The organism is Nostoc sp. EspVER01 (genome assembly GCF_034530635.1).
In the GTDB taxonomy this organism is placed as follows: domain Bacteria; phylum Cyanobacteriota; class Cyanobacteriia; order Cyanobacteriales; family Nostocaceae; genus Nostoc.
In genome coordinates this window covers 111,490-137,215 of the sequence record NZ_JAVRCS010000001.1, presented here as the reverse complement: position 1 = coordinate 137,215, position 25,726 = coordinate 111,490, and the positions used below count along the sequence as shown (strand labels likewise).

21 protein-coding genes are annotated in these 25,726 nt (G+C 41.1%); 4 read left to right on the top strand and 17 right to left on the bottom strand.

Annotation, left to right across the window (positions count from 1 at the left end):
- Nucleotides 1-100: 100 nt before the first annotated feature.
- From RMX69_RS00545 to RMX69_RS00520, 6 genes are all read right to left on the bottom strand, one after another.
- Complete coding sequence (locus tag RMX69_RS00545) at nucleotides 101-259, bottom strand: hypothetical protein (protein WP_322636118.1); 159 nt, start codon at nucleotides 257-259, stop codon at nucleotides 101-103.
- A gap of 155 nt (nucleotides 260-414) precedes the next feature.
- Nucleotides 415-612, bottom strand: coding sequence for a hypothetical protein (locus tag RMX69_RS00540; protein ID WP_289794772.1), 198 nt, complete (start codon nucleotides 610-612; stop codon nucleotides 415-417).
- A 252-nt stretch (nucleotides 613-864) separates the two neighbouring features.
- Nucleotides 865-1,314 (bottom strand): hypothetical protein, encoded by a 450-nt coding sequence (locus RMX69_RS00535; protein ID WP_322636117.1) that lies wholly within the window; start codon nucleotides 1,312-1,314, stop codon nucleotides 865-867.
- 176 nt (nucleotides 1,315-1,490) lie between these two features.
- Nucleotides 1,491-1,826, bottom strand: coding sequence for a XisI protein (locus RMX69_RS00530; protein ID WP_322636115.1), 336 nt, complete (start codon nucleotides 1,824-1,826; stop codon nucleotides 1,491-1,493).
- Nucleotides 1,814-2,233 carry a XisH family protein gene (locus RMX69_RS00525; RefSeq protein WP_322636114.1) on the bottom strand — a complete coding sequence of 140 codons (420 nt, stop codon included), beginning with the start codon at nucleotides 2,231-2,233 and terminating at the stop codon, nucleotides 1,814-1,816. Before RMX69_RS00525 ends, RMX69_RS00530 begins: the two co-directional genes overlap by 13 nt.
- Before the next feature lie 114 nt (nucleotides 2,234-2,347).
- Complete coding sequence (locus tag RMX69_RS00520) at nucleotides 2,348-6,334, bottom strand: magnesium chelatase subunit H (protein ID WP_322636113.1); 3,987 nt, start codon at nucleotides 6,332-6,334, stop codon at nucleotides 2,348-2,350.
- Nucleotides 6,335-6,981: 647 nt separating this feature from the next.
- Between RMX69_RS00520 and RMX69_RS00515 the strand changes: the two genes are divergently transcribed.
- Nucleotides 6,982-7,179 (top strand): DUF2283 domain-containing protein, encoded by a 198-nt coding sequence (locus tag RMX69_RS00515; protein ID WP_322636112.1) that lies wholly within the window; start codon nucleotides 6,982-6,984, stop codon nucleotides 7,177-7,179.
- Between the two features lie 91 nt (nucleotides 7,180-7,270).
- On the opposite strand, the gene RMX69_RS00510 is transcribed toward RMX69_RS00515, so the two are convergent.
- From RMX69_RS00510 to RMX69_RS00500, 3 genes are all read right to left on the bottom strand, one after another.
- Nucleotides 7,271-7,396 carry a hypothetical protein gene (locus RMX69_RS00510; RefSeq protein ID WP_322636348.1) on the bottom strand — a complete coding sequence of 42 codons (126 nt, stop codon included), beginning with the start codon at nucleotides 7,394-7,396 and terminating at the stop codon, nucleotides 7,271-7,273.
- Nucleotides 7,397-7,462: 66 nt separating this feature from the next.
- The gene (locus tag RMX69_RS00505) at nucleotides 7,463-8,764 is read right to left on the bottom strand and encodes a sensor histidine kinase (RefSeq protein ID WP_322636111.1); all 1,302 of its coding nucleotides are present in this window, start codon (nucleotides 8,762-8,764) and stop codon (nucleotides 7,463-7,465) included.
- A gap of 110 nt (nucleotides 8,765-8,874) precedes the next feature.
- Complete coding sequence (locus RMX69_RS00500) at nucleotides 8,875-11,301, bottom strand: hybrid sensor histidine kinase/response regulator (protein ID WP_322636109.1); 2,427 nt, start codon at nucleotides 11,299-11,301, stop codon at nucleotides 8,875-8,877.
- A gap of 511 nt (nucleotides 11,302-11,812) precedes the next feature.
- On the opposite strand from RMX69_RS00500, the gene RMX69_RS00495 reads away from it, so the two are divergent.
- A complete protein-coding gene (locus RMX69_RS00495; protein ID WP_322636108.1) occupies nucleotides 11,813-13,108 on the top strand; it encodes a lipid-A-disaccharide synthase in 1,296 nt (431 codons plus the stop codon).
- 34 nt (nucleotides 13,109-13,142) lie between these two features.
- On the opposite strand, the gene RMX69_RS00490 is transcribed toward RMX69_RS00495, so the two are convergent.
- On the bottom strand, nucleotides 13,143-13,529 hold the full coding sequence (locus tag RMX69_RS00490; RefSeq protein ID WP_289794783.1) for a hypothetical protein: 387 nt from the start codon (nucleotides 13,527-13,529) through the stop codon (nucleotides 13,143-13,145).
- A gap of 402 nt (nucleotides 13,530-13,931) precedes the next feature.
- Here RMX69_RS00490 and RMX69_RS00485 point away from each other — a divergent pair, with 402 nt between their 5' ends.
- Nucleotides 13,932-14,201: a transposase gene (locus RMX69_RS00485; RefSeq protein ID WP_322636106.1), complete on the top strand. Its 270-nt coding sequence runs from the start codon at nucleotides 13,932-13,934 to the stop codon at nucleotides 14,199-14,201.
- A 753-nt stretch (nucleotides 14,202-14,954) separates the two neighbouring features.
- Here RMX69_RS00485 and nifJ read toward each other — a convergent pair.
- From nifJ to RMX69_RS00450, 7 genes are all read right to left on the bottom strand, one after another.
- Nucleotides 14,955-18,566 carry a pyruvate:ferredoxin (flavodoxin) oxidoreductase gene (gene nifJ, locus RMX69_RS00480; protein ID WP_322636105.1) on the bottom strand — a complete coding sequence of 1,204 codons (3,612 nt, stop codon included), beginning with the start codon at nucleotides 18,564-18,566 and terminating at the stop codon, nucleotides 14,955-14,957.
- A 316-nt stretch (nucleotides 18,567-18,882) separates the two neighbouring features.
- Nucleotides 18,883-19,740: a nucleotidyltransferase domain-containing protein gene (locus RMX69_RS00475; RefSeq protein ID WP_322636104.1), complete on the bottom strand. Its 858-nt coding sequence runs from the start codon at nucleotides 19,738-19,740 to the stop codon at nucleotides 18,883-18,885.
- A 26-nt stretch (nucleotides 19,741-19,766) separates the two neighbouring features.
- A complete protein-coding gene (locus RMX69_RS00470; protein WP_289794787.1) occupies nucleotides 19,767-20,519 on the bottom strand; it encodes a DevA family ABC transporter ATP-binding protein in 753 nt (250 codons plus the stop codon).
- 62 nt (nucleotides 20,520-20,581) lie between these two features.
- Nucleotides 20,582-21,748, bottom strand: a complete 1,167-nt coding sequence (gene devC / locus RMX69_RS00465; RefSeq protein ID WP_289794788.1) for an ABC transporter permease DevC — start codon at nucleotides 21,746-21,748, stop codon at nucleotides 20,582-20,584.
- A gap of 14 nt (nucleotides 21,749-21,762) precedes the next feature.
- Complete coding sequence (locus RMX69_RS00460; RefSeq protein ID WP_289794789.1) at nucleotides 21,763-22,098, bottom strand: DUF2834 domain-containing protein; 336 nt, start codon at nucleotides 22,096-22,098, stop codon at nucleotides 21,763-21,765.
- Nucleotides 22,099-22,145: 47 nt separating this feature from the next.
- Nucleotides 22,146-23,435, bottom strand: a complete 1,290-nt coding sequence (locus RMX69_RS00455; protein ID WP_289794790.1) for an ABC exporter membrane fusion protein — start codon at nucleotides 23,433-23,435, stop codon at nucleotides 22,146-22,148.
- A 154-nt stretch (nucleotides 23,436-23,589) separates the two neighbouring features.
- Nucleotides 23,590-24,171 carry a TetR/AcrR family transcriptional regulator gene (locus tag RMX69_RS00450; RefSeq protein ID WP_322636102.1) on the bottom strand — a complete coding sequence of 194 codons (582 nt, stop codon included), beginning with the start codon at nucleotides 24,169-24,171 and terminating at the stop codon, nucleotides 23,590-23,592.
- A 287-nt stretch (nucleotides 24,172-24,458) separates the two neighbouring features.
- Between RMX69_RS00450 and RMX69_RS00445 the strand changes: the two genes are divergently transcribed.
- The gene (locus RMX69_RS00445; protein WP_322636101.1) at nucleotides 24,459-25,610 is read left to right on the top strand and encodes an endo-1,4-beta-xylanase; all 1,152 of its coding nucleotides are present in this window, start codon (nucleotides 24,459-24,461) and stop codon (nucleotides 25,608-25,610) included.
- The last annotated feature ends 116 nt before the right edge of the window (nucleotides 25,611-25,726 follow it).

Sequence of the window (25,726 nt, the reverse complement as noted above, 5' to 3'; positions counted from 1 at the left end):
CAAATTATACTTATTTCTTTAAGTATAATACTCATGCTGTTTTATTAATTACTTTGATTTCCTCCCAAGTCAGCACATTGTCTGACAAGATTTTGTCCATTCACAACCCTAACCAATACCGCAAAGATTGCTCTAACAGTTCAGCATCAGTATCAGCTAACTTGCCGATCGCTTTTACAACTAAGCTTTTATGCACTGTGTATAAACCTCTCTTGACTGCTGTAGCCACGTTTAGCCCTGCTGCTGACCATTCAGACAAGACAAACTCACCTTTCTAGCAATGCTCCAGTTTTGCTCGTCAAGGGTGTAATTAGGATATCTTGAGAAACGTGTGGCGCACTTACAACAACAGCAGGTCTAACTTTTGAACTGGACAAATCTGAAAAGGGATACTTAACCAAAATGATGTCATTTTTAGAGTAGTTGGGCATAGACATCATCCTCTGTGTTATCCCAAACTGATGAGAGTGATGTTTGACTGGTTTGAAGCCAAAATTCAGTTTCATCATCAGGAAGCAGCGTCACTAACACTCTTGTCCCTTCCGGTAATTCCTCTGACTCCAGCAATTCGATTTTTCCTTCCCGAACAGTAGCCCAAAGCGTTTTTAGCATATCTGTTTATGAATAGTCATGCTTTAATTTTATGCTTCGATAGTTGATGAGGTGCGATCGCCTTACAGAAAATCTCAAAAACTAAGCGTAGACACGTTCGCGTAGCGTCTCGTAGAGAAGCGGCTTGTCGTTAGACATCGTTTGTTGTTGAAGGGTGAGCGATCGCTCTTTTACGAAGTCTAGCTTGTACATTTCAGTGCAGGATTTGGTAGTCTAATGCTAAAAGTGCAGTATCATTGTTACGTTTATCTATCACGATCTCAAAATGAAAATTGTAAGAATAGTACCAGCTACGGCAATTGATATGTGAAGCGCCACCCAAAGATGATTGGGATGAAATTTTGTCATTAACGGGTGACGTTTTTCATGAAATTCTTTTGCTTGAATTCTGCGTTCTTCAATCTGTGCGTCAGGGTATAATTCATTCAACCTGTCACGATAAAGTTTTAAAATAGAAAGACTATAATGAACACGCTCTCGATATTTTCGAGAGCCTATAGCCCCATAAATGCCTAAAAAAATAAGAAGTAAAGATAAAGGTAAATTATTTCTGTCAAGTCCTTTTTGAGTGAAAATTCCTACTATAGCCGAGGCTATCAGAAGAATTATGTTACTAAGTGCTGATCTCTGATCCTCTGCTTGTTTGACCTCAGCCCATCTTTGCTCACAAAGTTTTAGCAAGACATCCGTTGAATCTGCCATTTTGTTTTATGCTTTGAACGACAGCTATACTCTTGAAGGTTTACATAAATTTAGTACTTATTACTTAATAATTTGATTAACCTTATTTAGCATTATCTAGCCCATCAATATCATATTAACACAGCAGTTGGGGTTAACATTCATGAAGTAGTACTTGGAGATTCTCAAAACATCTCCTAACTCACTGCATATTCTGTAAACTGTCTCATAAAAGGAGACTGAAAACCTAACACAATATCTTCCTTGGGAACTCCCGCAGCTACCAAATTAGCTGCAATATCATCTTCTGTACCATTCCACTGAAGCCAAATTTTTCCATTTTTAATGTCAATATGGATAATACAACTATGTACCCAATCTTGACCTTCCCACCCTACATGAACTATTTGATAATGATCGCGTTCTGTATCGAAAATTGTTTCAACTTCTACATTTCCGTAAGCTGGTTTTTGCTCACTATATACCTGTAATATCTGTTGTACAAGCTGGCGATATCGAGTTAATTTATCCATTGGAAAATCACCTCTTGCTCTACATCATAGATAAGCATTTTTACTTGATTTTCTGTTATCATCTCTTTAGGGAAATCAAGTTGAAAAAATGTTTTGTAAGTTGTTAAAGGTACTGCTAAATATAAAACACGCTCTGGTTGTCGCCGTCGTAATGCACCTCTATAATTAATAAATTGTCCTAATGCTGTATGAAATTCTGAAATAGCAGACGACCTCTCTAAAAAACTTTTGACTTCGACTGCAATTTTTTGTCCTTCACGTTCTGCTGCGATCAGCTTTTGGGCGGCTAAATCAATCGAAAGGTTAACTCCTCCCACACTTATTGTGAGTGGATCGTGAGTAATTTGCCAACCATCTTTGTATAAAGCTGTTTTTACAACTTCGTGAAAGACATCTTTAGCAGACATACATATCTATAATTATATATTTGATTTTCATTTAGCCGGATTCTATACAATTTGTCAAAACCGTTTTTTATGTAGGGACGTTTTATAAAACGTCCCTACATTTATGATTAGGGATTATTCTATCCCTTCAATCCGGTCTTCAACTTCTTGGTACAACTCGCGCAGACGATCTAAATTATCCTCGCTAGTCTCCCAATAACCGCGTCCATTCACTTCCAACAAAGTTGATACAATCTTGCGGAAAGAATGGGGGTTGAGGTTCAGCAACCGCTTCTGCATTTCTTCATCTTTGATGAAGGTTTCGTTTGTATCCTCATAAATCCAGTTATCCACAGCGCCGGCTGTCGCACTCCAACCTGTTGTATTCACCAACCGCTTGGAGAGTTCGCGCACACCTTCGTAACCGTGAGACAGCATCCCCTCGTACCATTTGGGATTTAACAATTTGGTACGCGCATCCAAACGCACGGTTTCTGATAATGTCCGCACTTGGGCGTTAGCTGTGGTTGTATCTGCAATATAAGATGCTGGTTTTTTACCATCACCGCGCAGACTTGCCACTAGCTTTGTGGGATCTGAATCAAAGTAATGGGAAACGTCCGTTAAGCTAATCTCGGAAGAATCCAAATTTTGGAAAGTTGCATCAGCAGTTTTCAATGTGCTTTCAAAAATCTGCCGGGATTCGTCCATAATTCCGGGGTTATCGGAATTGAAGGAGAAGGATTTCCGGTTGAGATACATTTCCTGTAACTCGGCTTCGCTATCCCAAGTGCTGTTTTCTACTGCCAAGTTGATATTTGACGAGTAGGAACCAGAAGCGTTGGAGAAAACCCGCGTCGCTGCTTGACGCAGATTAATCCCCATGTCCTCGGCTTGTTGCAAAGCATGTTTGCGAACAAAGTTCATTTCTAAGGGTTCATCCGCCTCGGCCGCCATCTTCACCCCTTGGTCTAGCAGGTTCATTTGGTTGATGAACAAGTCGCGGAATACGCCAGAACAGTTGATTACCACATCAATTCTGGGGCGTCCCAACTCTTCTAAAGATATCAATTCCAACTTGTTCACCCGTCCCAAGGCATCGGGAACTGGACGCACGCCCACCATCCACATAATTTGCGCTAGGGATTCACCGTAAGTTTTGATGTTATCGGTTCCCCAAAGGACACAGGCAATGGTTTCTGGCCATTTTCCATCGTTTTCGGCTTTGTTACGTGCTAAGAGCCGATCTACAACGATTTTGGCTGATTGAACTGCTGCTGTTGTTGGGATGGATTGCGGATCGAGTGCGTGGATATTCTTACCCGTGGGCAATACATCCGGATTGCGGATGGGATCACCACCTGGGCCAGGTAAGACGTACTCGCCTTCTAAGCCTTTGAGTAATGCTCCAAGTTCGTTGTCGGCACAAACTTGTTGCAGGCAGAATTCCAAATACTCAAATAAGGGTTTGAGTGTGGCTGTGTCAACTTTGGGATAGCCGAGTTTATGTAATGCTTCTACCCAAGGTTCCTTTTTGCCCATGTTGAAGAAATTCAACCGGGAAACCAGAGAAACTCGTCCTTCCGCGTCGATTTGCTCTTGGACAAGGGCGGTAACTGCTGCACGGGTTGCTAAAGTGATATCTTGCAATAACTGGACATCTTCTAAAATGCCTCTGTCATTATTTTGGTAAATATCGTCAATGTTACGCCCAATGCTGTTAGCGATAATTCCCGGTAAGCCTTGAAGTCCTTCTTCTTGACGATCTAGACTAGCAATATTTACCAGAGTTGCGATCGCTTCTTCTGCACTTGGAGGTTTACCAATGACGTGCAAACCACAAGGCAACAACCGCGACTCAATTTCCATCAACTTGCGGTAGACGTTGCCAACAATATTATCCCGCTCATCGGCACTCATGTCTCTGGCATCGGTTTCTGGCAGGTGAATATCCTTATCCAGATTCACGATCCGGCATTTATCCATGATGCTGTTGACAATGGAAACACCGCGTCCACTATCTTTTAAGGTTTGGTAGGAAGCAATTAACTCGCTGAGTTCCTTCAAACCTTTATACAAACCAGCATTTTCTGCCGGTGGTGTCAAGTAAGAAATTGTTTCGGCATAACTCCGGCGTTTGGCAATTGTCGCCTCACTCGGATTATTGGCTGCGTAGTAATACAGGTTGGGAATTGAACCAATTAAGTTATCTGGGTAACAATCACCAGACATTCCCATCTGTTTACCTGGCATGAATTCTAAGGAACCGTGTGTACCAAAATGCAGTACAGCATCAGCTTTCCAAACTTGCTCTAGGTAAGTGTAGTAAGCAGCAAAACCGTGGTGAGGACTAGCTGAACGGGAGAATAACAGCCGCATCGGGTCGCCTTCGTAACCAAATGTAGGTTGTACGCCGATGAAGACGTTACCGAATTGCTTACCATAAATTAGCAAGTTTTGCCCGTCACTGTTAAGATGTCCGGGAGGTGGGCCCCAGTTTTCTTCTAAGCGCTGAGAATATGGGGTTAGCGCCTCATACTCAGGAACCGACATTTTGTAAGCAACGTTCAGTTCTGGGCTGTTGTACTGCGCCTGTGCGTCATGGATGACTTCTTGCATCAACGCTTCGGCGGATTCTGGCAATTCTGGTAAGTCGTAGCCGTTATTTTTAAGGGCTTTCATCACCTCGTAGATGGAACCGAATACATCCAAGTAAGCGGCGGTTCCGACGTTGCCTTTATCTGGCGGGAAGCTGAAAACGGTGATGGCGACTTTTTTATCCAGTTTTGGCTTGCGGCGCAGATTTGCCCATTTTAAGGCGCGTTCCGCGACAGCTTCAACCCGATCGCGCAGTGCGATCGCTTTCCCTGTAGTCCCATCTCTACCAGATAAGATAATCGGCTCAATTGCTCCATCCAATTCAGGAATTGCAATTTGCAAAGCTACTTGAATTGGATGTAACCCTAAATCGCTATCCATCCACTCTTCTGTGGTTTGGAATACTAAGGGTAACGCCACCATATAAGGACGGTTTAAGCGTTTGAGTGATTCAATTGCTTTGGGATGATCTTGTCTAGCTGGGCCACCCACTAAAGCAAAACCAGTCAGCGATATCACTGCATCTACTAACTGTATTTTGGTAATTGGTTCGTAGAAGTAAGCATCCACAGGCTTGGAGAAATCCAAACCACCAGCAAACACAGGTAATACTCGTGCGCCTAGTGCTTCCAACTCCTGCACCATTGCTACATAATGGGCATCATCACCTGTAACTAGGTGAGTGCGTTGCAATACTAACCCGACACAAGGAGCTAGGGGATCTTTTAGATCACTAGAAATATCCTTACGAGCTGTGTACCAATTCAGGTATTCTCTGACATCTTCAAACATACTGGGAGCCAAAGGATGCCAAATCCCTAAATCGGGATAAACCACCGGCTGTTCGTATGTAGAAGGTTCAAAATTTTGTTTCTCTAAACCTTTAAATACATATTTATCAGCTAGCATCAGCAAGAAGTTTTCCAGATTTTCTGGAGAACCACCTAGCCAATACTGAAAACTGAGCATGAAATTTCGGGCATCCTGTGCCTTATCCATTGGTAAGAACTTCAGCACTTGCGGCAGGGTTCGCAAAAGCTTCAGCATCCCATCTTGGAATCCCGCACCGGATTTTTCTTTGCGTTTCCGCATGAATTGGGCGATCGCACTTTTTGACTGACCCAACTGTGCCAAGGAAAAGCTGCCCATTTTACTCAGGCGCATTACCTCTGGCATAGAGGGAAAGACAACGGAAACGTCCAAGCGATCGCGGTGCGGTTCTACTGCTGCTACTACTTTCTGTGCTAAGTCTTCGATGAATATGAGGGAAGCGATGAAGATATTCGCATTCTCAACTTCTCGTTTGAACTCTTCGTAGTTCTCTGGGTCGCGGAGTTCCTCAATCAAGTACCCGCTGATTTCAATCGCCAAGTTGGGATTGTTCGCGTTAATGGTGCGAACCGCTTGCGACAATGCGCTCTGGTACTGGGACTCAAGCACGACATAGACCACCTTGATTAAACTACGTCCGCGTAAGTTATCAGGCGCAATGTGTCTAATGGTGGACTTGACGTGTGTGAACATGCTTCTTCGGCTCCTTTGATGCGTGTTCTCTGAATGAAGTTCCTAGCGGCATCATTAGCCACAGGTAACTTGTGATCTTTTAGGCAATATCTGTTTTTTATCAGAAAACGCTTGCCCAGTAGGCATTTTATCGCCTATATGACACAAATCGATATAAAAAACGAAATATTTCTTCGTAATTGTTGACTTTGTATAAAAGTAATTGCTCACAAATTTGTAAATTTATTGTTACATCTTTTAATAACTAAATAGCTATTAAAAAATTATAGATCAGTTACAAAACAAAACTTGCCTATACTTACTAAAAAATATTTTTTAGTCAGCATAGGCAGCCTTCAATTATATAATTGCGGATTATACCAAACAAAAAACAACAGAAACTTGGTATCTGCTGACGAACAAGCAACTTTTATTTAGCCAAAATTGGCTTGCTATTTAAAGTATCTATAATTCCATCATGGAATTTATTCACTGAAGACAAAATTCCATTTTCATTATCATTCAGTAATGAGTCTTTTACCTCATTCAAATAATTGTTGAGGTTTTATCTTAGAATTGGTCTTTCTACTTTAACTGGATGATGTTGATCCCGCAGTTGTAATCACCGTATATAAAACTAGTAAAATCGAAAAATACTGGAGAGAACTATGAAAATTACCTATGACCCAGAAGTAGATATATTAAGAATTATATTGAGTGATGTACCCATAGAAGATAGTGATGAAGAAAAGCCAGGGGTAATTTTAGATTATGACGAACATGGAAATATTATCGCCCTAGAAATATTAGACGCTTCCAAAAGAATCGATAATCCACGTTCCCTAGAGTATTCGATTTCTACATAATAGAGGTTTGAGAGGGTTAGCGTACAGCTTTTCGTATCTTTGAAGCGATGCTGTTTTAAGCACAGACATTAATACACAAAGATCAAAATATCTAACTTTCCCGCACCATCCAAACCAACATTCCCAAAAGTATTTCCACTGGCGGAACAGTATAATCATTCAAATCAATACTCAATGTTTGCCCTTCTAATTTCAAAAATCCTGCTGACGCTACCATAAATTGTCTTAATCGGTATATTGAGTTCAGGGAAATGCGATCGCAATTAGGATTTAAGATTCTAATTTATCGGATAGGTAATTCAATCACAAACTCTGTACCCTCACCTTGTGTTGAATGGCAACTTAGCTTACCGCGATGATTACTAACTATAATTTGGTAAGCAATAGATAAACCTAGTCCTGTTCCTTGACCGATGACTTTTGTAGTGTAGAAAGCATCGAATATCTTTGTCCGGTTGGCTTCGCTGATTCCTGAACCATTGTCTGCAATTCTGATAATAACTCGCTCTCCAATTGCTTCAGTTTTAATCCAAATCATACCAATATGTTTAAAGTTTTCACCAAAATGCTGATTTTTTTGTATTTCTTCAATTGCCTCTATTGCATTACTAATCAAATTCATAAAAACTTGATTTAGTTCGCCTGGATAGCACTCAACAAGCGGCAATTCTCCATATTCTTTACTTAGTTGGATTACCGGACGATGAGCATTTGCTTTGAGTCGATGTCCAAGAATGAGTAGCGTAGTTTCTAACCCCTCATGCAGGTTAGCACGTTTCTTTCCTGCTTCTCCGTGTCGAGAGAATTTGTTCAATGATGACACAATTTCTGTAACGCGATCTGTACCCAGTTGCATGGATTGAATAACTTTGGAAAAATCATTTAACAAATAGCTGATATCTTTTGTTTTAATAGCATTTTGAATTTCAAGAGGTGGATCGGGTAGATATTTTTGATATAGTTCAAGCAAATTAACAACCTCTTGAAAATATTGTTCAATAAAATTCAAATTACCAGCAATAAAATTGATAGGGTTATTTACTTCATGGGCAATTCCTGCTGTCATTTGACCCAAGGTTGCTACCTTTTCTGCTTGAACCAGTTGGGTTTGCGCCTGTTGTAATTCGGCGTTTTTGTCCATCAAGGTTTTCGTCAAATTTCTCAGCTTAAGTTGATGCTCTACTCGCACCAAGACCTCTTCATACTGAAAAGGTTTAGTAATATAATCTACGGCTCCCAGTCTCAATCCTTTAACCTTGTCAGCAGTATCTGAGAGAGCAGTCATAAAAATGATCGGAATATCCCGAACACGAGGATTGCTTTCACTTTTTAGGTATTTACAAGTTTCAAACCCATCGATACCCGGCATCATGATATCAAGCAAGATTAAATCAGGTAAATTATCATTTTCTAATCTCTGAATGGCTTTTTCACCACTACGAGCTGCCCAAACTTCAAAGCTAGACTGATCCAAAAAGCTTGATAAAACTTGTAAGTTGGCAGGGTTATCATCAACGACTAAAATAATTCCTCTAGCAGGATCGCGATTTAGTAAATTTTTTTGATTGCCTATCGTTGCTGTCATAATGTTTCTATCCTATATTGATTCACGTTACTTTTTTGCAATACGCTAAAGTAGAACACTCTAAATTTAAAATTCACTCACTACAATCCCCATAAATAAATTTAATAAAATTAATACTTTTCTTTTTCGATCAAAAAATTAAGGATTAAATCTTCGTCAAACTGCCTTGCTAGTTGCCGCAATTGGTTAGCAAAGGGAGTAAATTTTGTGTCTGCTTCCTCTAGTTTATCTGCCCATTTTAGAATGTCATTGAAGTTACCTTTACTCGCTAAATTCATCAGTTCCCGCAATACATCAAGGGAAGGTGGAGTCAATTTATCTGATGAGCTATCAAGTGTTGTAGTGGAAGAGTTGATTTTTTGTTCTTCAGATTGATACTGCTGGTAAATCCATACCAAATTTAAGTGACACTCTAATTGATGTAGTAATTCATCTGCCTGTATGGGTTTACTCAAAAAGGTGTCACCTCCTGCTTGCAGACTGCGATGTTGGTCGGCTTCAAAGACACTAGCAGAAGAGACGATAATCTTGACATCTTGGATCTTTGGGGTATGACGCAGGTGTTTAATCAATTCAAACCCATCCATTTCTGGCATCAGCAAATCTGTAATCACCAGGTCTGGTTTCAGAGCGATCGCTTTTTCTAAACCATCTTTACCATTGATGGCTTCAACCACTTTGAAACCCAATGGTTGCAATAAGTTTGTAATTACTGTGCGATTCTCCCAGCGATCGTCCACCATCAGGATAGTGCGGGGACTACCTTCAAAGCCAATGATTTGTCCCTTGGATGCAGTCATCGCAGACTGTACCCATTCGCTGGCTTGGGCGATCGCAATTTCAAACCAGAAAGTACTACCCTGACCGATCTCACTTTTAACCTGGATCTCGCTACCCATCATCTGCACTAACTGCCGAGTAATAGCTAAACCCAGCCCTGTCCCTTCTATCTGATGCTTTTTCTCACCTACTTGTTCAAATGGCAAAAAAATGTTGTCTAATTGGGTTGGAGTTATGCCAATTCCTGTGTCTTTTACACTAAAGTGAATGCAATATTTCTCTGTCTGTCCATCAGCAGGAAGTCGCTCGATTACCTCAACCTTGAAGCTAACCTTACCCTCATCGGTAAATTTAATGGCATTTCCCAGCAGATTCAAGAGAACCTGACGTAACCTTTTGACATCGACATGAACCGCTGTGGGTAAGTTGCTTGCGGGTTCATAGACAAACAAAATGCCTTTTTGTTCTGCCCGAATCTGACAAATTTCTACAATACCCTGTAAAAAAGAGGGAAAATGAACATCTTGAGGATGCAGTTCTAGTTTTCGCGCTTCAATTTTGGAAAGATCCAAAATGTCATTAATTAAAGTCAGCAGATGAGAGCCACACTGTTCAATAATGTTTACATGATATTGCTCTGGCTCCGGCAAACCTTTAGAACGCAGCAAAATTTGAGCACAACCCAAAATACCATTCAAGGGTGTTCGCAGTTCATGGCTCATGTTGGCTAAAAATTCGCTCTTAGCACGGTTTGCGGTATCAGCCGCTACTTTAGATTTTTTCAGTTGAGCTTGTTCAAACGCTTGCACCTGCCACAAGACAGCAATCATCGTCACTGTTAATCCACCCACAATTAGGGCTATCAGATCGAGGAATTGTAGCCGAGATTCAATGTTTTGGCGCGGAATTACCAAAGCTACAGACCAATTAGCTTCTTGTAACGGCACATAAGCAACATACTTTTTAGTGCCGTCAATTTCCATCAACTGAATTCCCTGTTGTTTTTTTACCATCTGCTGCGCGATCGCATTTAAATTGCGATCTGGAATTTTCAGCAGGCTAGGTGCAGGTTTTTCTAACGTTGACATTAACATTGAGTTGGGATGGACGATCGCTTCTCCTTGGGAATTGAGGGCGAACGCATAGCTGTTATTGCCGTAGTGCAACGAGTTGACCACCTCAGCAATATGATCGACCTTAACATTGCCTTGGAAGACGCCAATCGGTGAACGACTGGTAGGAAAATTTGACCAGATTGGGGTGGCGATCGCAATTAATGGAATGCCTGTAGAACGGCTGATAAAGGGATCAGAAATATTGCTTTTTCCGGCTAGTGCTTTTTGAAAGTAGTCTCGATCCTTAATATTCTTATTTGCTCGACCAACCTTAGTATTAGAAAATGAACCATCTGGGGTAACTATTTGGAAAAAGAAAAATTCATCGATCCGCTCAACTTCTGACTTTAAATAGGGTTCTGCCACAGACCAGTCTAAGGAGCGTACAGTTGAGGTATGAGCAAGGGTTTGCACCTCTACTTTACGAATATGTAACCACTCCTCAATTTCATCAACCCCTCTCTGTACCTCTAAGAAAGCCTTTACTCTCAAGTCTTCTAGCGTTATTTTTCGAGCAGCCTGATAGCTAAAATAAGCAGAAATACTCACAATAAGAGTAGTACCGCCAAGAATAAATCGAATCAACAAATTCCGCGAGGAATACATTTTGGTGTCAGATGGGCTGGAGTTGTTTTTTATCACAGGGTTCACCCTCTAAACAATGGGTTTGGTAAGCAAAAAAAAGGGCTATATTTAGATTGCCCAAAAAATTATTAATAATCGCAGCTATGATTGTTCATAGCTGCGATTGTCAATACCCTAAACTTTGCTAACCATCCTCTAAAGACCTGTATTGTGAAGTATGTATAGGCTTATCATCAGGTAAGTTCAAAAAATACATTTTATAATAATAAAATTTATCGCTATATTTTTCTTGAGAAATTAAATAATATTACTGACATTTAAGTTTCATAAAATGGTAAAATTTTATCTAGTTAAACAGGCATTTAAAATTAAAAAATTATGGATTATTTGGCAATATCAAATAAATATAGCTGAATGCTAGTAGTCGCATTCTAGGTGATAGTGGTAGCGATTAAATAATTGCCAACTCTATACAAAATTAATGTGAAAGAGGTTATCAATCTCATTAACAAGCTACAGTATATACCTAAGTATAAGAACGAATTAGGTAATATTTGCCTTTTGACTAATGACTCAAATAGATATTCTGATCCTTTCAAATGGCCCAGGTGAAGTAGCAACCTGGGTGCGTCCAGTAGTAAAGGCGTTGCGGCAAGAACTAGGGGATGACCGTTCTTTAGCGAGGATTTCTGTGGTATTGTCGCCTTGCTCAAATGCTAGTGGTAAAGAAGCTGCGATCGCTCTTTCTTTCCCAGAAGTAGATAGAGTTCAGGGAGCAGAACATTTTTGGCAATTTTTGCTTTGGGGCAAAACATTTGAAAGTTGGGATTGGAGAAGTCGCGGTGTAGTCGTTTTTCTGGGCGGCGATCAAATTTTCCCCGTAATCATCGGCAAAAAGCTGGGATATCGCACAGTTGTTTACGCCGAATGGGAAGCTAGATGGCATAACTGGATAGATCGCTTTGGAATCATGAAACCCGAAGTTGCAGCCCGTGTTCCCCAGAAATATGCTCACAAATTCACTGTTGTCGGTGATTTGATGCTAGAAGCAGCAGAGGAAAGCCTAGATTCAAATTCTCCTTTGCCTATTACTCCATCAAAAACTGAATTGATTGGTTTACTCCCTGGTTCAAAAGCAGCAAAATTAGCCCAAGGAGTACCATTATGTTTAGCTATTGCCGAATACGTTCGTACAAAAAGACCGCAAACCAGATTTGTAATTCCTGTAGCCCCAACTTTGGATTTACAAACTTTAGCTAGTTTTGCCGATCCCCAAAAGAACTCTATTGCTGAAAGTTTTAGCTTTGGTGGTGCTTCCTTAATTATCCCAGAGGATGCTAAAGGCAAGGCATTGCTCAAAACTGCAACGAGCTTAACTGTGGAACTGTGGCAAGAAAACCCTGCATATCACTTATTATCCCAGTGCTGCATCTGCTTAACTACGGTGGGGGCAAACACTGCCGAACTTGGTGCTTTAGGAGTGCCAATGATTGTTTTACTACCAACCCAGCAACTTGATGCCATGCGTTCTTGGGACGGTTTACCCGGATTGCTAGCAAATCTGCCAGTCGTCGGTACGCTATGCGCTAAGGTGATTAATTGGTCATTTCTGAGATTTGTGAGACGCAAAGGTTTATTAGCATGGCCAAATATCTGGGCACAGGAAGAGATAGTCCCAGAACTTATGGGTAAACTTAAATCGCAAGAAGTTGGGGAAATGGTTTTAGACTTTTTGGCGAATCCAGAAAAATTGGATGATATGCGCGCTAAACTCCGTAATACTCGCGGCGAAAGCGGTGCAGCCCAGAAAATAGCACAGATTGTTGCTGAGGAAATTGGGAAGTCGCGAGAGATGAGGGAGTAATGGAAGCAACATCTCCCTCATTTTTCACTCTGGCTTAATCTGAAGATTCTCCATCCCTGCGCCCAAGTTCAAAAATGCCAGCACCCATACAGGCTAATATACCTGTACTAATTCCCCAACTCTCACCTAAACTAATTTCCAGACCCCAGTTACATAAAGCGCCGACTACCAAAAAAGGCACAATGCTAAATAGTGAGGCGTAGAAAGCATTTTGGGATTCTCTGGCTTTACGAGTCTTTTCAAACTCTGTCTGGCTGGTGTAGAGCGATCGCTCGGCAAAGTTAAACCAGCGATTGAGTTGTTCGATTACCCATTCATTAACTCTGGAAAAACCTAGATATAGTGCCAATGACCACAAACTCGCTCCGGCGATCGCGATCGTGTCTAACTCAAAACGGAAAGGTAAAATTTCAGTCAGCATTGCTTGGGATAGTCCTGCAAAGGGTCAACTTTAGCTGTGAGTAGATGCTAAATAAACCTCTTGTGCAATTTTAAGCATAAAGGCTAACAAGATTTCAACTACTTAGTAAATATCCAGCTTCTTAGCTTGTTTACACCCGCTTTACACCCATTCTCTATCTAAAGGTATCAAAAAATACTTCACATTTTAGTCTAAGGGCGTGTTTATAAATAAAAAATAAAGAGCACCATAGTAATTCCCCCAGGACAGGTATTTTAAAAGAGACAGTCATAGTATTTGAATGGGGTAAAATGGCTCGAAAAGCTTATCCTACAGACGTTTCTGATGTCGAATGGGATTTGATAAAATCAATGATTCCAGCAGAACGTCAGCCTTCATCGTGGAAAAAAGCGTGAAGTAGATATGCGGGAGGTAGTAAATGCAATCTTTTACATATTGCGTGCAGGTTGCTCGTGGCGAATGATGCCTCACGATTTACCTGCATGGCAAACGGTATATTCATATTTCCGACGCTGGGAGCGTAAAGGAGTATGGCACAAAGGACTCGAAATTATCAAACTTTGCGATCGCACCTGCTCTCTTCTAAAATTGAGCTATCTATTAATATTTCCCCGCTTACCCTCTTTGATGCCTCTCTGCTGCCACATCCCACCGATCGCAGTAATTGAATAATTTGTAATTCGTAATTCTAATTCGTAATTATAAAATTTAATCACGAATTACAAGATTACAAGAGACTTATCCGAAAATGGTAAATGTATACGGTAAAGGAATTTCAGGGATTATAAGGGAATGTGCGATGCCTGCGGCGGGCTGCGCCTACGCTGGATTAGGTATACGAAAGAATAGGAGTTTGAGCATAAACTACGGTCAAATTATCAGTTTAGAGGCAAAAATATTGGTAAAATAAATTTTATTATTTACCAAAATATTTAAATATTAATATCTAGTAAAAGTAAACAATTAAGCCGTAGCCTGACTAACCCACAAACGGTCATAATTATCTGGCTATACTTGTGCCTTGCTAGTTTGTTGACTAAAGTTTGGGTTCAACACACCTTAAACCATAGCGTTAGTAACGAAAATAACGATTTGAGTAGCTAAAATGGTGCTTTTGTAACGAAAACTCTGATGTTTGTCACGAAAATAATGAATTTAGTAACCAAAATGGTTTTTTATAACGAAAATTCTAATGTTTGTAACAAAAAAAATGGGTTTTTATAATGAAAATTGCGACTTGATATCATGTCCGCCAAATTACCCATAATAAAATAACCCCACCCCCAACACCCTCCCCGCCTGCGGGGAGGGGAGACAAAGCACAGCTTTGGCGGGGTGGGGTTCTTCGGGTTTAATAAGCAATCAAGCGGACATGATATGAGTTAGTTAAGTCGCAATTTTTATAACTAAAATTAGGGTTAATATTCAGAGAATATCGCGTTTTGCCAGATATTGGTACATCTGCCAACGTGCATCTACTTCAGCTTGGGCTTGTTCTAACAAGTGCTTGGCAACGTCGGGTTTACTCTTGGTGAGCATCTTGAAGCGATTTTCTTGATACATCGAATGTTCTACAGATTGCGTAGGCGATCGCATATCCAATTGCAATGGATTTTTACCCTGGTTAAGCAACTCTGGATTATGCCGATACAGTAACCAACGACCTGATTCTACCAGAGTTTTCTGATGATTCATCCCGGTAGTCATGTTTATGCCGTGGGCGATGCAATGGCTGTAAGCAATAATCACTGATGGGCCATCATAAGCCTCTGCTTCTAAAAATGCTTTGAGAGTATGTTCATCTCTAGCGCCAAGGGCTACACTCGCTACGTAGACATTTCCGTAGGTCATGGCAATCATCCCTAAGTCTTTTTTAGGTGCTGGCTTACCACTAGCAGCATATTTTGCAACTGCGGCTCGTGGTGTAGCTTTGGAAGACTGACCGCCTGTATTAGAATACACTTCTGTATCCATTACCAAGATGTTGACATTCCGACCACTAGCAATTACGTGATCGATGCCGCCAAAATCGATATCATAAGCCCAACCGTCACCGCCAACAATCCAGACGCTTTTTCTCACCAAGTAATTAGCGAGAGATTTGAGATTTTGGATTTGAGATTTGAGACTGGGGTCGAGAGTTACAATTTCATCTAACCTCTGCTGCAACAGTGCTATCCTTTCGCGCTGTTCCCAAATGTCAGCCTCAGATTTTTGTTCAGCTTTCAGGATTGACTGGGCAAGGTTTTCATCGATTTCACTTCCCAATCGTTGCAACAATTCCGCCGCAAACTCAGCTTGTTTGTCGAGGGAAAGGCGGAAGCCAAAACCAAATTCGGCATTATCTTCAAATAGATTATTAGACCACGCGGGGCCGCGTCCTTCGGCGTTGGTTGTCCAAGGAGTGGTGGGGAGATTACCACCATAAATTGAGGAACAACCTGTTGCATTGGCAATGACGGCGCGATCGCCAAACAATTGTGTTAATAATTTTAGATAAGGTGTTTCACCACAACCTGCACAAGCACCGGAGAATTCAAACAAAGGTTCTTGCAGTTGTTGTTGGCGAATCTGGTTTAATTTTAGCGATCGCCTGTCAGGATTAGGTAAACTCAAAAAGAAATTCCAGTTTTTCCGTTCTTGCTTTTGTAAAGGCAACTGCTGTGCCATATTAATTGCTTTCAGTGATGGCTCAGATTTATTTTTAGCAGGGCAAATGTTTACACAAATAGTGCATCCCGTGCAATCTTCTGGGGCAACTTGAATGGTAAATTTTTGATTGGCAAAGTCTTTATCTTTTGCACCAGTTGACTTGAAAGTTGGTGGTGCATTAACTAACTCATCGGCTTGATAAGCCTTAGCACGGATGGCACTGTGGGGACAAACCATGACGCACTTACCGCATTGTATGCATACATCCGGTTCCCACACAGGTATCTCTTCAGCAACGTTACGTTTTTCCCACTTAGCAGTACCTACGGGAAAGGTGCCATCAACTGGTAGTCTGCTAACAGGTAAGTCATCACCTTCCCATACCATGATTTTGCCCAGAACTTCTCGCACAAATTCGGGAGCGGAGTCCAGCAATTTTGGATTTTGGACTTCGGCTTCGCTCAGTCGAACGATTTTAGATTTTAGATTATTGATTGTCTGTGGTACATCTACTTTATGCAAGTTGTCTAAGGTGTTGTCTACAGCTTGCAAGTTCATGCGGACAACTTCTGCACCTTTTTTACCGTAGGTTTTTTCAATCGCTTGTTTGATTTTAGCGATCGCTTCTTCTTGCGGCAAGACACCCGCTAAGGCAAAGAAGCATACTTGCATAATGGTGTTAATTCTGCCACCCATGCCACTTTCACGGGCAACCTGGCTGGCATTTATCACATATAACTTCAAATGCTTGTCGATAATTTGCTGCTGCACCTTCAACGGCAGATGTTCCCAGACGGTATCTGCATTGTATGGACTGTTAAGCAGCAAAGTCGCTCCAGGAATCGCAGCCTTTAAAATATCTATGCGTTCCAGAAATCCCCAGTGATGACAACCAATAAAGTTGGCTTGGTCAATTAAATAGGTAGAGCGAATTGGCTTTTTACCGAAGCGGAGGTGAGAAACGGTTATTGAGCCAGATTTTTTGGAGTCAAAGACAAAGTAGCCTTGGGCGTAATTGTCGGTTTCTTCACCAATGATCTTGATGGAGTTTTTGTTAGCGCCAACAGTGCCATCAGCACCCAACCCATAGAACATTGCCCTGACAACATTATCCGATTCTGTAGAGAAATTAGGGTCAAAGCTGAGAGAAGTATAAGTAACGTCGTCATTAATCCCGATAGTAAAATGCTTCTTCGGCTGGCTTTGCACGAGATTATCAAAGATGCCCTTCACCATCGCCGGGGTAAATTCTTTAGAAGAAAGACCATAACGACCACCAATAATTTTAGGGTATGAGAAAGTATTTTCTCCGCCTGCCCTCTTATCTCCCCACGCTTCATGGATAGCAGCCACAACATCCAAATACAAAGGCTCACCAGCGCTACCAGCTTCTTTGGTGCGGTCGAGAACTGCGATCGCTTTTACACTAGTTGGTAATACTGCAACAAACTTTTGGACATCAAAGGGGCGGTAAAGTCGCACTTTGACTACACCAAGTTTTTCACCACGGGCGTTAAGGTAATCTACTGTTTCATGGACGGTTTCACAGCCTGAACCCATCAGAACAATAACGCGATCGGCATCCTTAGCGCCGTAATATTCATAGATTTTATAATGCCTTCCCGTGCGTTCTCCAAATTCATCCATGATGCGCTGGACAATTTCTGGACAAGTGTTGTAGTAAGGGTTAGCGCCTTCACGCCCTTGAAAGTAAACATCGGGGTTTTGGGCAGTCCCGCGCAATACTGGACGATCTGGGGTGAGGGCACGGCTGCGGTGGGCGAGTATTAGGTTATCGTGGATTAGCGATCGCAAATCATCATCTGACAGCAATTTGACTTTCTGCACTTCATGTGATGTGCGGAAGCCATCAAAGAAATGCATAAACGAGACTCGCGTCTCTAAAGTAGCAGCATGAGCAATGAGAGCAAAATCTTGACTTTCCTGCACCGAAGCGGAACACAGTAGAGCAAAACCAGTTGCACGAGCTGCCATCACATCGCTATGATCACCAAAAATTGATAACGCATGAGTAGCCAAAGAACGGGCGGCAACGTGAACCACAGCGCTAGTCAACTCACCAGCAATTTTGTAGAAGTTGGGTATCATCAACAATAATCCCTGAGATGCCGTGAAGGTGGTACTCAAGGAACCTGTTTGCAATGCTCCATGTACAGCACCAGCCGCTCCCCCTTCGCTCTGCATCTGCACGACGCTGGGAATAGTACCCCAGAGGTTAGGACGACCTTCTGCTGACCAAGCATCAGCCCATTCACCCATTGCTGAAGAGGGGGTGATGGGATAAATGGCAATCACTTCATTTAATTTGTAAGCAACACGGGCAACAGCTTCATTCCCGTCGATGGTTGCAAAGGTTTTGTTCATAATATGATTTTTGTCCCCGCCTCTAAGCTGCATTATCAGAACATGTGGATATAAGAATCAGAAATAGCCAGTACTGGAAAGTAAGTATATTATCTGCATTAAAAATTTCACGGTAGGATTTACTCCGTGTTTAAAGGATATGTTGATACTTTTAGGCTCTTAAATTAACTTTCAATCAATACTGCATCTATTAATATCTCATCCGCAATACTGCATCTATTAATATGTATTAATAATGTACTCAATGACCAAAGTCTTTGTTTTAAAAGACTTTTAGATAATATATTCTTTTTTGTGGGGTACAGGGACGGGAATATTACATTGTTAATCGCCGATTTCCATACCATTGACTCAAATCATCCTCAATCGCCTCAATAATCGCGATCGCCTCAGTTATTGATTTTGCATCGGCAGCTAAAAGTGCAAACGCTTGCTCAACCCGTTGTTGATAGTCCTGCGGGCAAATAGCAAACCTATTAGCAAGTGCGAGTGCCCCTTTTTCATTCAACAGGTAATCTTCATTGAGCGCGAATAAAACTTGATTCATACACGCGACACTGCGGAAACAACAACCTGCTGCGTAAACAACATCATTGCGTGCAATCGCCTTTTTTGCGACCAACAGCGAGAAACTTATTTCCCAGGCGAAAGTATCAATAGTTGCCTGTTTCAGCCCAACTGGATACGGTTTTGTTTTGAGCTTCAAAGCTTCTAAAACACCATTAGGGTCATAAAGTGCGTGACAAAAAGCAATTTCTCCCATATAAATCGAAGATACAAAACCATGAGGATGTCCTGGTTGATAATCAATAGTAATACGTCCGTTATGGCAATCATCAATCACACGATTTACCTTCACCAAATCGCGATAGAGAAAATCTACACCTACACCTTGAACCTTTAGCCAACCACCACCATTAATCCACTTTCCCCATTCCCCGATCGCAGTAATCAAATTTACACGATGGTTATCATCAAGCTCACAAGCAAGGCGATTTAGAGCAATTAAATCGGGCGGATTTTCTGGATTATAATATATTCCCAAATCCACATCTGACTTTAGGGTATGGTAGCCCCGTGCCCGTGAACCACCTAATGAGACGGCTGTAATTCCCTCAATTGACCGCAAACTTGAAACAATATGGTTAATGAATTGAGGCAATTCTTTATTCATAGATTTTTGCAAATTACAAATTAGTATTACTTGCTTGTTGTGATAGAATCTACACCATCTGTCTTCAACTGACCATCTTCCATATAAATGATGCGATCGGCAATATCAAGGATGCGGTTATCGTGGGTAACTAGCAAAATCGTACATCCTTGTTCTTTAGCTAGCTTCTGCATTATTTCTACGACATCACGCCCAGATTTTTTGTCGAGTGCAGCAGTGGGTTCATCTGCTAAAACAATCTTAGGATGACTAACTAAAGCACGAGCGATCGCAACCCGTTGCTTTTGCCCTCCAGATAGTTTCTCTGGGTAATAATCTATACGATCTCCTAAACCGACAGTTTCCAAAATAGCGATCGCTTTGGCATCAATATCCTGATTCAGAAAATCGTCATGCAACTCTAAGGACATCCGCACATTTTCTCTTGCTGTTAAAAAAGTCATCAAGTTATGAGCCTGGAAAATATAGCCAATTTGGCGGCGAAGTTTAGTTAATTGCAGCTTTTTAGCGCCACGAATTTCCTCTCCTAAAATTTTGAGACTACCTTCTTGAGCAGAACGCAATCCACCCATTAAGGTTAACAAGGTGGTTTTCCCCGATCCAGAGGGGCCAGTCATAATAACGATTTCCCCAGCCTTAATCTCCAAATTAATATCAAATAAGACTTGTTTTAGAAGCGCACCTTCACCAAAGTAGTGGTTGAGGTTACTAATAGAAATTACAGATTCTAAAACAGAAAGTGTTGAGTTGGAATTTTCTGGTAAAGATTTTTGCAACATTATGATTTTATAAAGTATTGGGTATAGAGAAATAATTCTTGTAGAGACACGATTCATCGCATCTAAAAAACATCGGCAGGATCAGCAGATCGTAACTTCCGCATTGCGATCGCCCCAGAAACACTACACATAATCACGGTTAAAATCCAAACCTGGATCGCCCGTTCTATTTTCATAAAAATAGGAAGCATTGTCGCAGCGTAGGTAACTTGATACAACCCAAAAGAAAGGAAGAATCCAGGCAGAAAACCTAAGATAGCCAATAACAATGCTTCTTGAATTAGAACTCCTAAAAGATAGTTATCGGTGTATCCCATTGCTTTGAGGGTGGCATATTCTGGCAAGTGGTCAGAAACATCCGAGTAAAGGATTTGGTAGACAATCACGATGCCAACAATAAACCCAACTCCTGTACCTAAACCGAAGATAAAACCAATGCCAGTACCGGCTTCCCAGTAAGTTCTCTCGACTTTGGCAAACTCTTCTGGAGTGAGGACTCTGACATCTTTAGGTAGTCCATTGACAAGTTGCGATCGCACTTTTTCTGTATCGGCATCAGATTTAAGCGTAATCAATCCAACTTCGATGCGATCGGGTTTACGTTCTGGGAATAGCTGGAGAAAAGTAGAGTCACTGGTGATCACATTCCCATCGGCAGCAAAGGAAGCACCATCAGTAAACAAGCCCTTAACAAAGACGGCTTTACTATTCAGTTCCGTGTCAAATTTGCCTGTTTTCTTAAAGATATCGCCAACTGCCCCGTATTCTGGACGACCTGCCTGGTCAAATATAACTTGATACAACTGTTTAAGGTGATCTTGATTTTGCTTAATTTCGGACGATTTGAATGGTGATTGTGCCGGATCGACACCCCAAACTAAAATGGCGCGTTCAAGACGTGTTTCAGGATTTCGCCACTGTCCGGTACTGATGTAGACAGAATTAACTGACTGAACACCTTCATAAGCTAATGTTTGATAAAGTCGCTCTCTAGAAAAGTTTTTTACAGAAAACAAAGTTTGAAATTGGGGACTAATTAAAACCAAATCTGCCTGTAAATTGCGATGAGGTTTCACAGCAGCATCAAAAAGTGCACTTTCAAATCCCAACTGGATAAACATCAGCATATCCGCAAAGGTAATACCTGCGACTGCAACAGCCAGACGGGTTTTTTCTTTCATTAACTGCCGCCATGCTAGCGGCGTTTTGCGAAATAGTTTAGAAAACATATTTAAAAAACCCTTTAATAACCCAGTGTTTCAGCTTGCTGTTCAAGCTGGCGCTCTCGCATGAAAAGAAATAAGGGAAGACCTAAAGAAACACCAACTAAAAGATTGCAGACAACGTAAACCCAGAGATTTTGCATTTTCAGACGTGTTCCTTCCCAAAATATGAATGTCCACAAAACTAGGGATGAAACAATAAGATCCATGCCAAAAAAACCAGAAATTTTGTTGGCAAAGAGTTGTTCAAAAAACAGCTTTATATCAAGACCATGCTCTAAGATGAATGGAACAAACTGGGAGTAAGGTAGAACAAAGCCAAGTATACAAAGCAGAAGATATATGACTTTAACCATGATTAAATTCACTTGATAAAGATGCTGGAATACAAGAGACAACAACTCTATATTTCAATCGCTGTCTGTATCTGTAAGTTAGTGAAACCTGCAACTCGTTTGCTGTCTTCAGGATTAAGGCGAATTTTTACCTCAACTACTCGGCTATCGAGGTTCTCCCCTGGCTGGTTGCTGAAAACGTTTTGTCTATTCACCTGCAAACCAATTTGGGCAACGGTTCCTCGCAGTTCACCGATAAATGCCTGACTGCTAATTACTGCCTGTTGTCCTAGTTTCACTTTACCGATGTCGGTTTGATAAACTTCTGCTACTGCCATCATCTGGTTTGTTTGCGCTAAGTCTGCAATGCCAGAATCACTAATTTTTTCTCCGACTCGCGTATGAATTTTGATGATTTGTCCCGCCATCGGTGCTTTGATGTAAGCAGCCGCCAACTCGGTTTGGGCATGTTTGAGTGTGGCGATCGCATTTTCAACTTCTGTCTTGGCTGCGGCGACATCTACAGGTCGGACTTCTGCAATACTGGTCAGCGTAGCTTTGGCTTCACTGACTTGCTTGCTACCAGTGGCGTTAGTGCGAGCGAGTGCTGCTTTGGCTTCGGCAAGTTGTTTGCTAGCAGTGGTGTTAATCCGGTTGAGAACTGCTTTGGCTTCGTCTACTTGCTGTTTGGCAGTTTCTACAGTCAAACCTTTGCTATCGTACAAAGAATTAGAAACTGCGCCTTGAGAATAGAGCTGCTGATAACGTTGATATTCGGCTTCGGCATTTTTGAGTTCTGCCTCTAGCTTCTTAATGGTTGCCTCTTGCGCTATTCTGTCGCCTTCCCACTGTGCCTCTATGCGGAATATGGCTTCCTGTTGCGCTGTTTTGTCTCCTTGAGATTGGGCCTGGAGACGTTCAACGCTTGCCTGCTGGGCCTGAATTTCTCCTGCTTTTGCTCCTGCTTGCACTTGAGCGAGTTTAGCTTGAGCAACTCTGACTTGTTGTTGGGCTTGTAGTACAGCAGTTTGCAAGCGATCGCGGGCGTCTAAAATTGCTACCACCTGTCCGGCTTTAACACGATCGCCTTCTTTGACTAGAATTTTGGCAATGCGATCGCCATCCAATGCTAAGGGCGCAAACAAGCTAATTACCTCTGCTTCCGGTTCTAGCCGTCCTAATGCAGCTACTTTTTGAATGTTGGGTGTGGTTTCAACTGGCTCAGATTTCTTAGCTTGACCAACTAATCCAAACTGAGAAATTCCATAAACAACAATTCCACCTGTAATAGCAGTAGCTGCAATTACTAATGTAATTAGCCCTTTTTTAGAAGTTTTTTCTGACAGCTTTTGAACCATGTATTTTACTCTCCTAAAAATTTATTTTATTTATATTAAATAAGTTAGTTTTTTCAAAAATAATCCAGGCTAATTTATTATACATATAGCAGTTTACAACAAGCATGAAATATATACCCTAACTCTAAAAACGTTATACAGTCTCCGTTTCAATTTACATTTTGGCTGTATGTTGCGGTAAATATGCTGTCAGCATTGTGCCTAACAATGCACATTGTTCAATAAAATCAATTGTTTCATTCCCCCATAACTTCTCCAGAATTAAACCATCTACAAAGCTCAAAATAAAGGAAGCCAATACCGAATCTTGAATCCCAAATAAATCGCAAATCGCCTCCTGGTAACGCTGATTATTCCGCTTAAAAATACTATTTTTTAACATTTCTTGAGAGTCTTTGTGTTGGCAAAAATCAATCCAAATGTAAGTCCATTTAATGAAGTAATCTTCATTTTTCACTAGATATCTTCCTAGTGCTTCCATTGATTCTTGTAGCGTTTGTGCTCCTTGTAATTCAGCTAATGCTGTACTTAAGTCTTGCTCACAAATCTCCTGGGCCAATTGCTCAAATAGAGCTTGCTTGCTAGGAAAATAGTGGTACAACGTACCAGTAGAAACCCCTAATCCCTCAGCAATTTGGCGCATAGTGATGGAACCATAGCCTTTTTGGGCAAATAAATCAAAGCACTTGTCGAGCAGTTCTTTACGGTATTGCTCATGGTCAACAATCTTTGGCATGACTTAAGTTATTTATATCGAACGATTGTTATATATAATTTTAGCATCTTTATTACTGAGATGTAAAAACGTAGTTGATGAATTTAAATCGAACATCCGTTATAGTTTAATCCAATTTTGCGCTAGATGTAATACTTATAAATTTTTATGTTTGCTACTTAGTATAAACCTATGATTCTTTTTGGGAAAAACACCGTATATTATAGGACAATAACTGTAAAATAATAACCAGTATCTTTTTTATACGGTAAAATAATAATTAATGTGTTTTTTCTTAAGTGTAATTTATGCCTTATCGGAGAAAATTTTTAACAAGAGCAGGATATACTACCCTTTCTGCCTTATTGACTATGGGGTTTTTACAAAAAGATAAGCAAAAAGAAAACCATAGTACGGCTTCTATTGCAGCAAATTATACAACTAACAATTCTTCTCTTCGGCAATTAGCTGCCGCCAAAGGAAAGCGTTATGGCGCAGCAATTGCTAGTGATATTTTGCTAAAAGAGAAGGATTACGCTAGCCTGATTGCTCGTGAATGTTCGATTGTGACACCGAATGGTGAATTAAAATGGGACGCCACTGAACCACAGCCAGGATTATTTACCTTTGAATCAGCAGATGCGATCGCCAATTTCTGCCAAAAGCATAATATAGACTTGCACGGGCATACCCTTTTCTGGCACATGGGAAGACCGGACTGGGCAACATACCCCCCTACACTTAAGATGATCGAACGCCATGTTAAAGGAGTTATGGGGCATTATCGCAATAGTCCCGTTTTAAAGTCTTGGGATATTGCCAATGAAATTATCGTTGATAATGAAAATGAAACTGACAACGCAACAACCGGTTTGCGTAAAGGGGTAAAACCAGAATTAATTCGAGATTTGTTTTTAATTGCCGCTTCAGTTGATAGCAGCAAGAAATTTTACCTAAACGATTTTGGCATCGAAGGCACCACATGGAAATCAGACCGTTTCTTAAAAATGGTCGAATATCTGAAGAATAGTGGCGTTAAAATTGACGGGGCAGGTATCCAATCGCATCTATGGTTTTCTACTGCCTATGGTTTTGACGAGAAAGGATTTAATTCCGTCTTAAAACGGCTTAACGATCTTGAAGTTAAACCAATAATCACAGAATTAGATATTATTATTGATACGCCATTGCCCGATAGTATTAAAAAGCTAGACCAGATGGTAGCCGACAGTTACAAGCGATATCTTGATCTGTGCTTTGCGGCTAAAGTCGATACTGTCATTACATGGGGGCTTACTGACCGTCATACCTGGATACGTCATCCCGACTGGATGCCAAGAAAAGTCTTTAGAGACAATCCAAATCTTTGGAAATTTCTGCGTCCACTTCCCTTCGATGAGAACCTGCAACCTAAACCTGCCCGCAATGCTATCGCCCAGGCTTTTCAGGAATCAACTTAATATTCCAACTAGATGTAAATATAGCGTTTCCTCACCAACTGAGGTACACCCAAATCTTCTTTACCAAGGTTCAGTAGATTTGAAAATGTACCTCACTATGCCGGAAACTACTATGG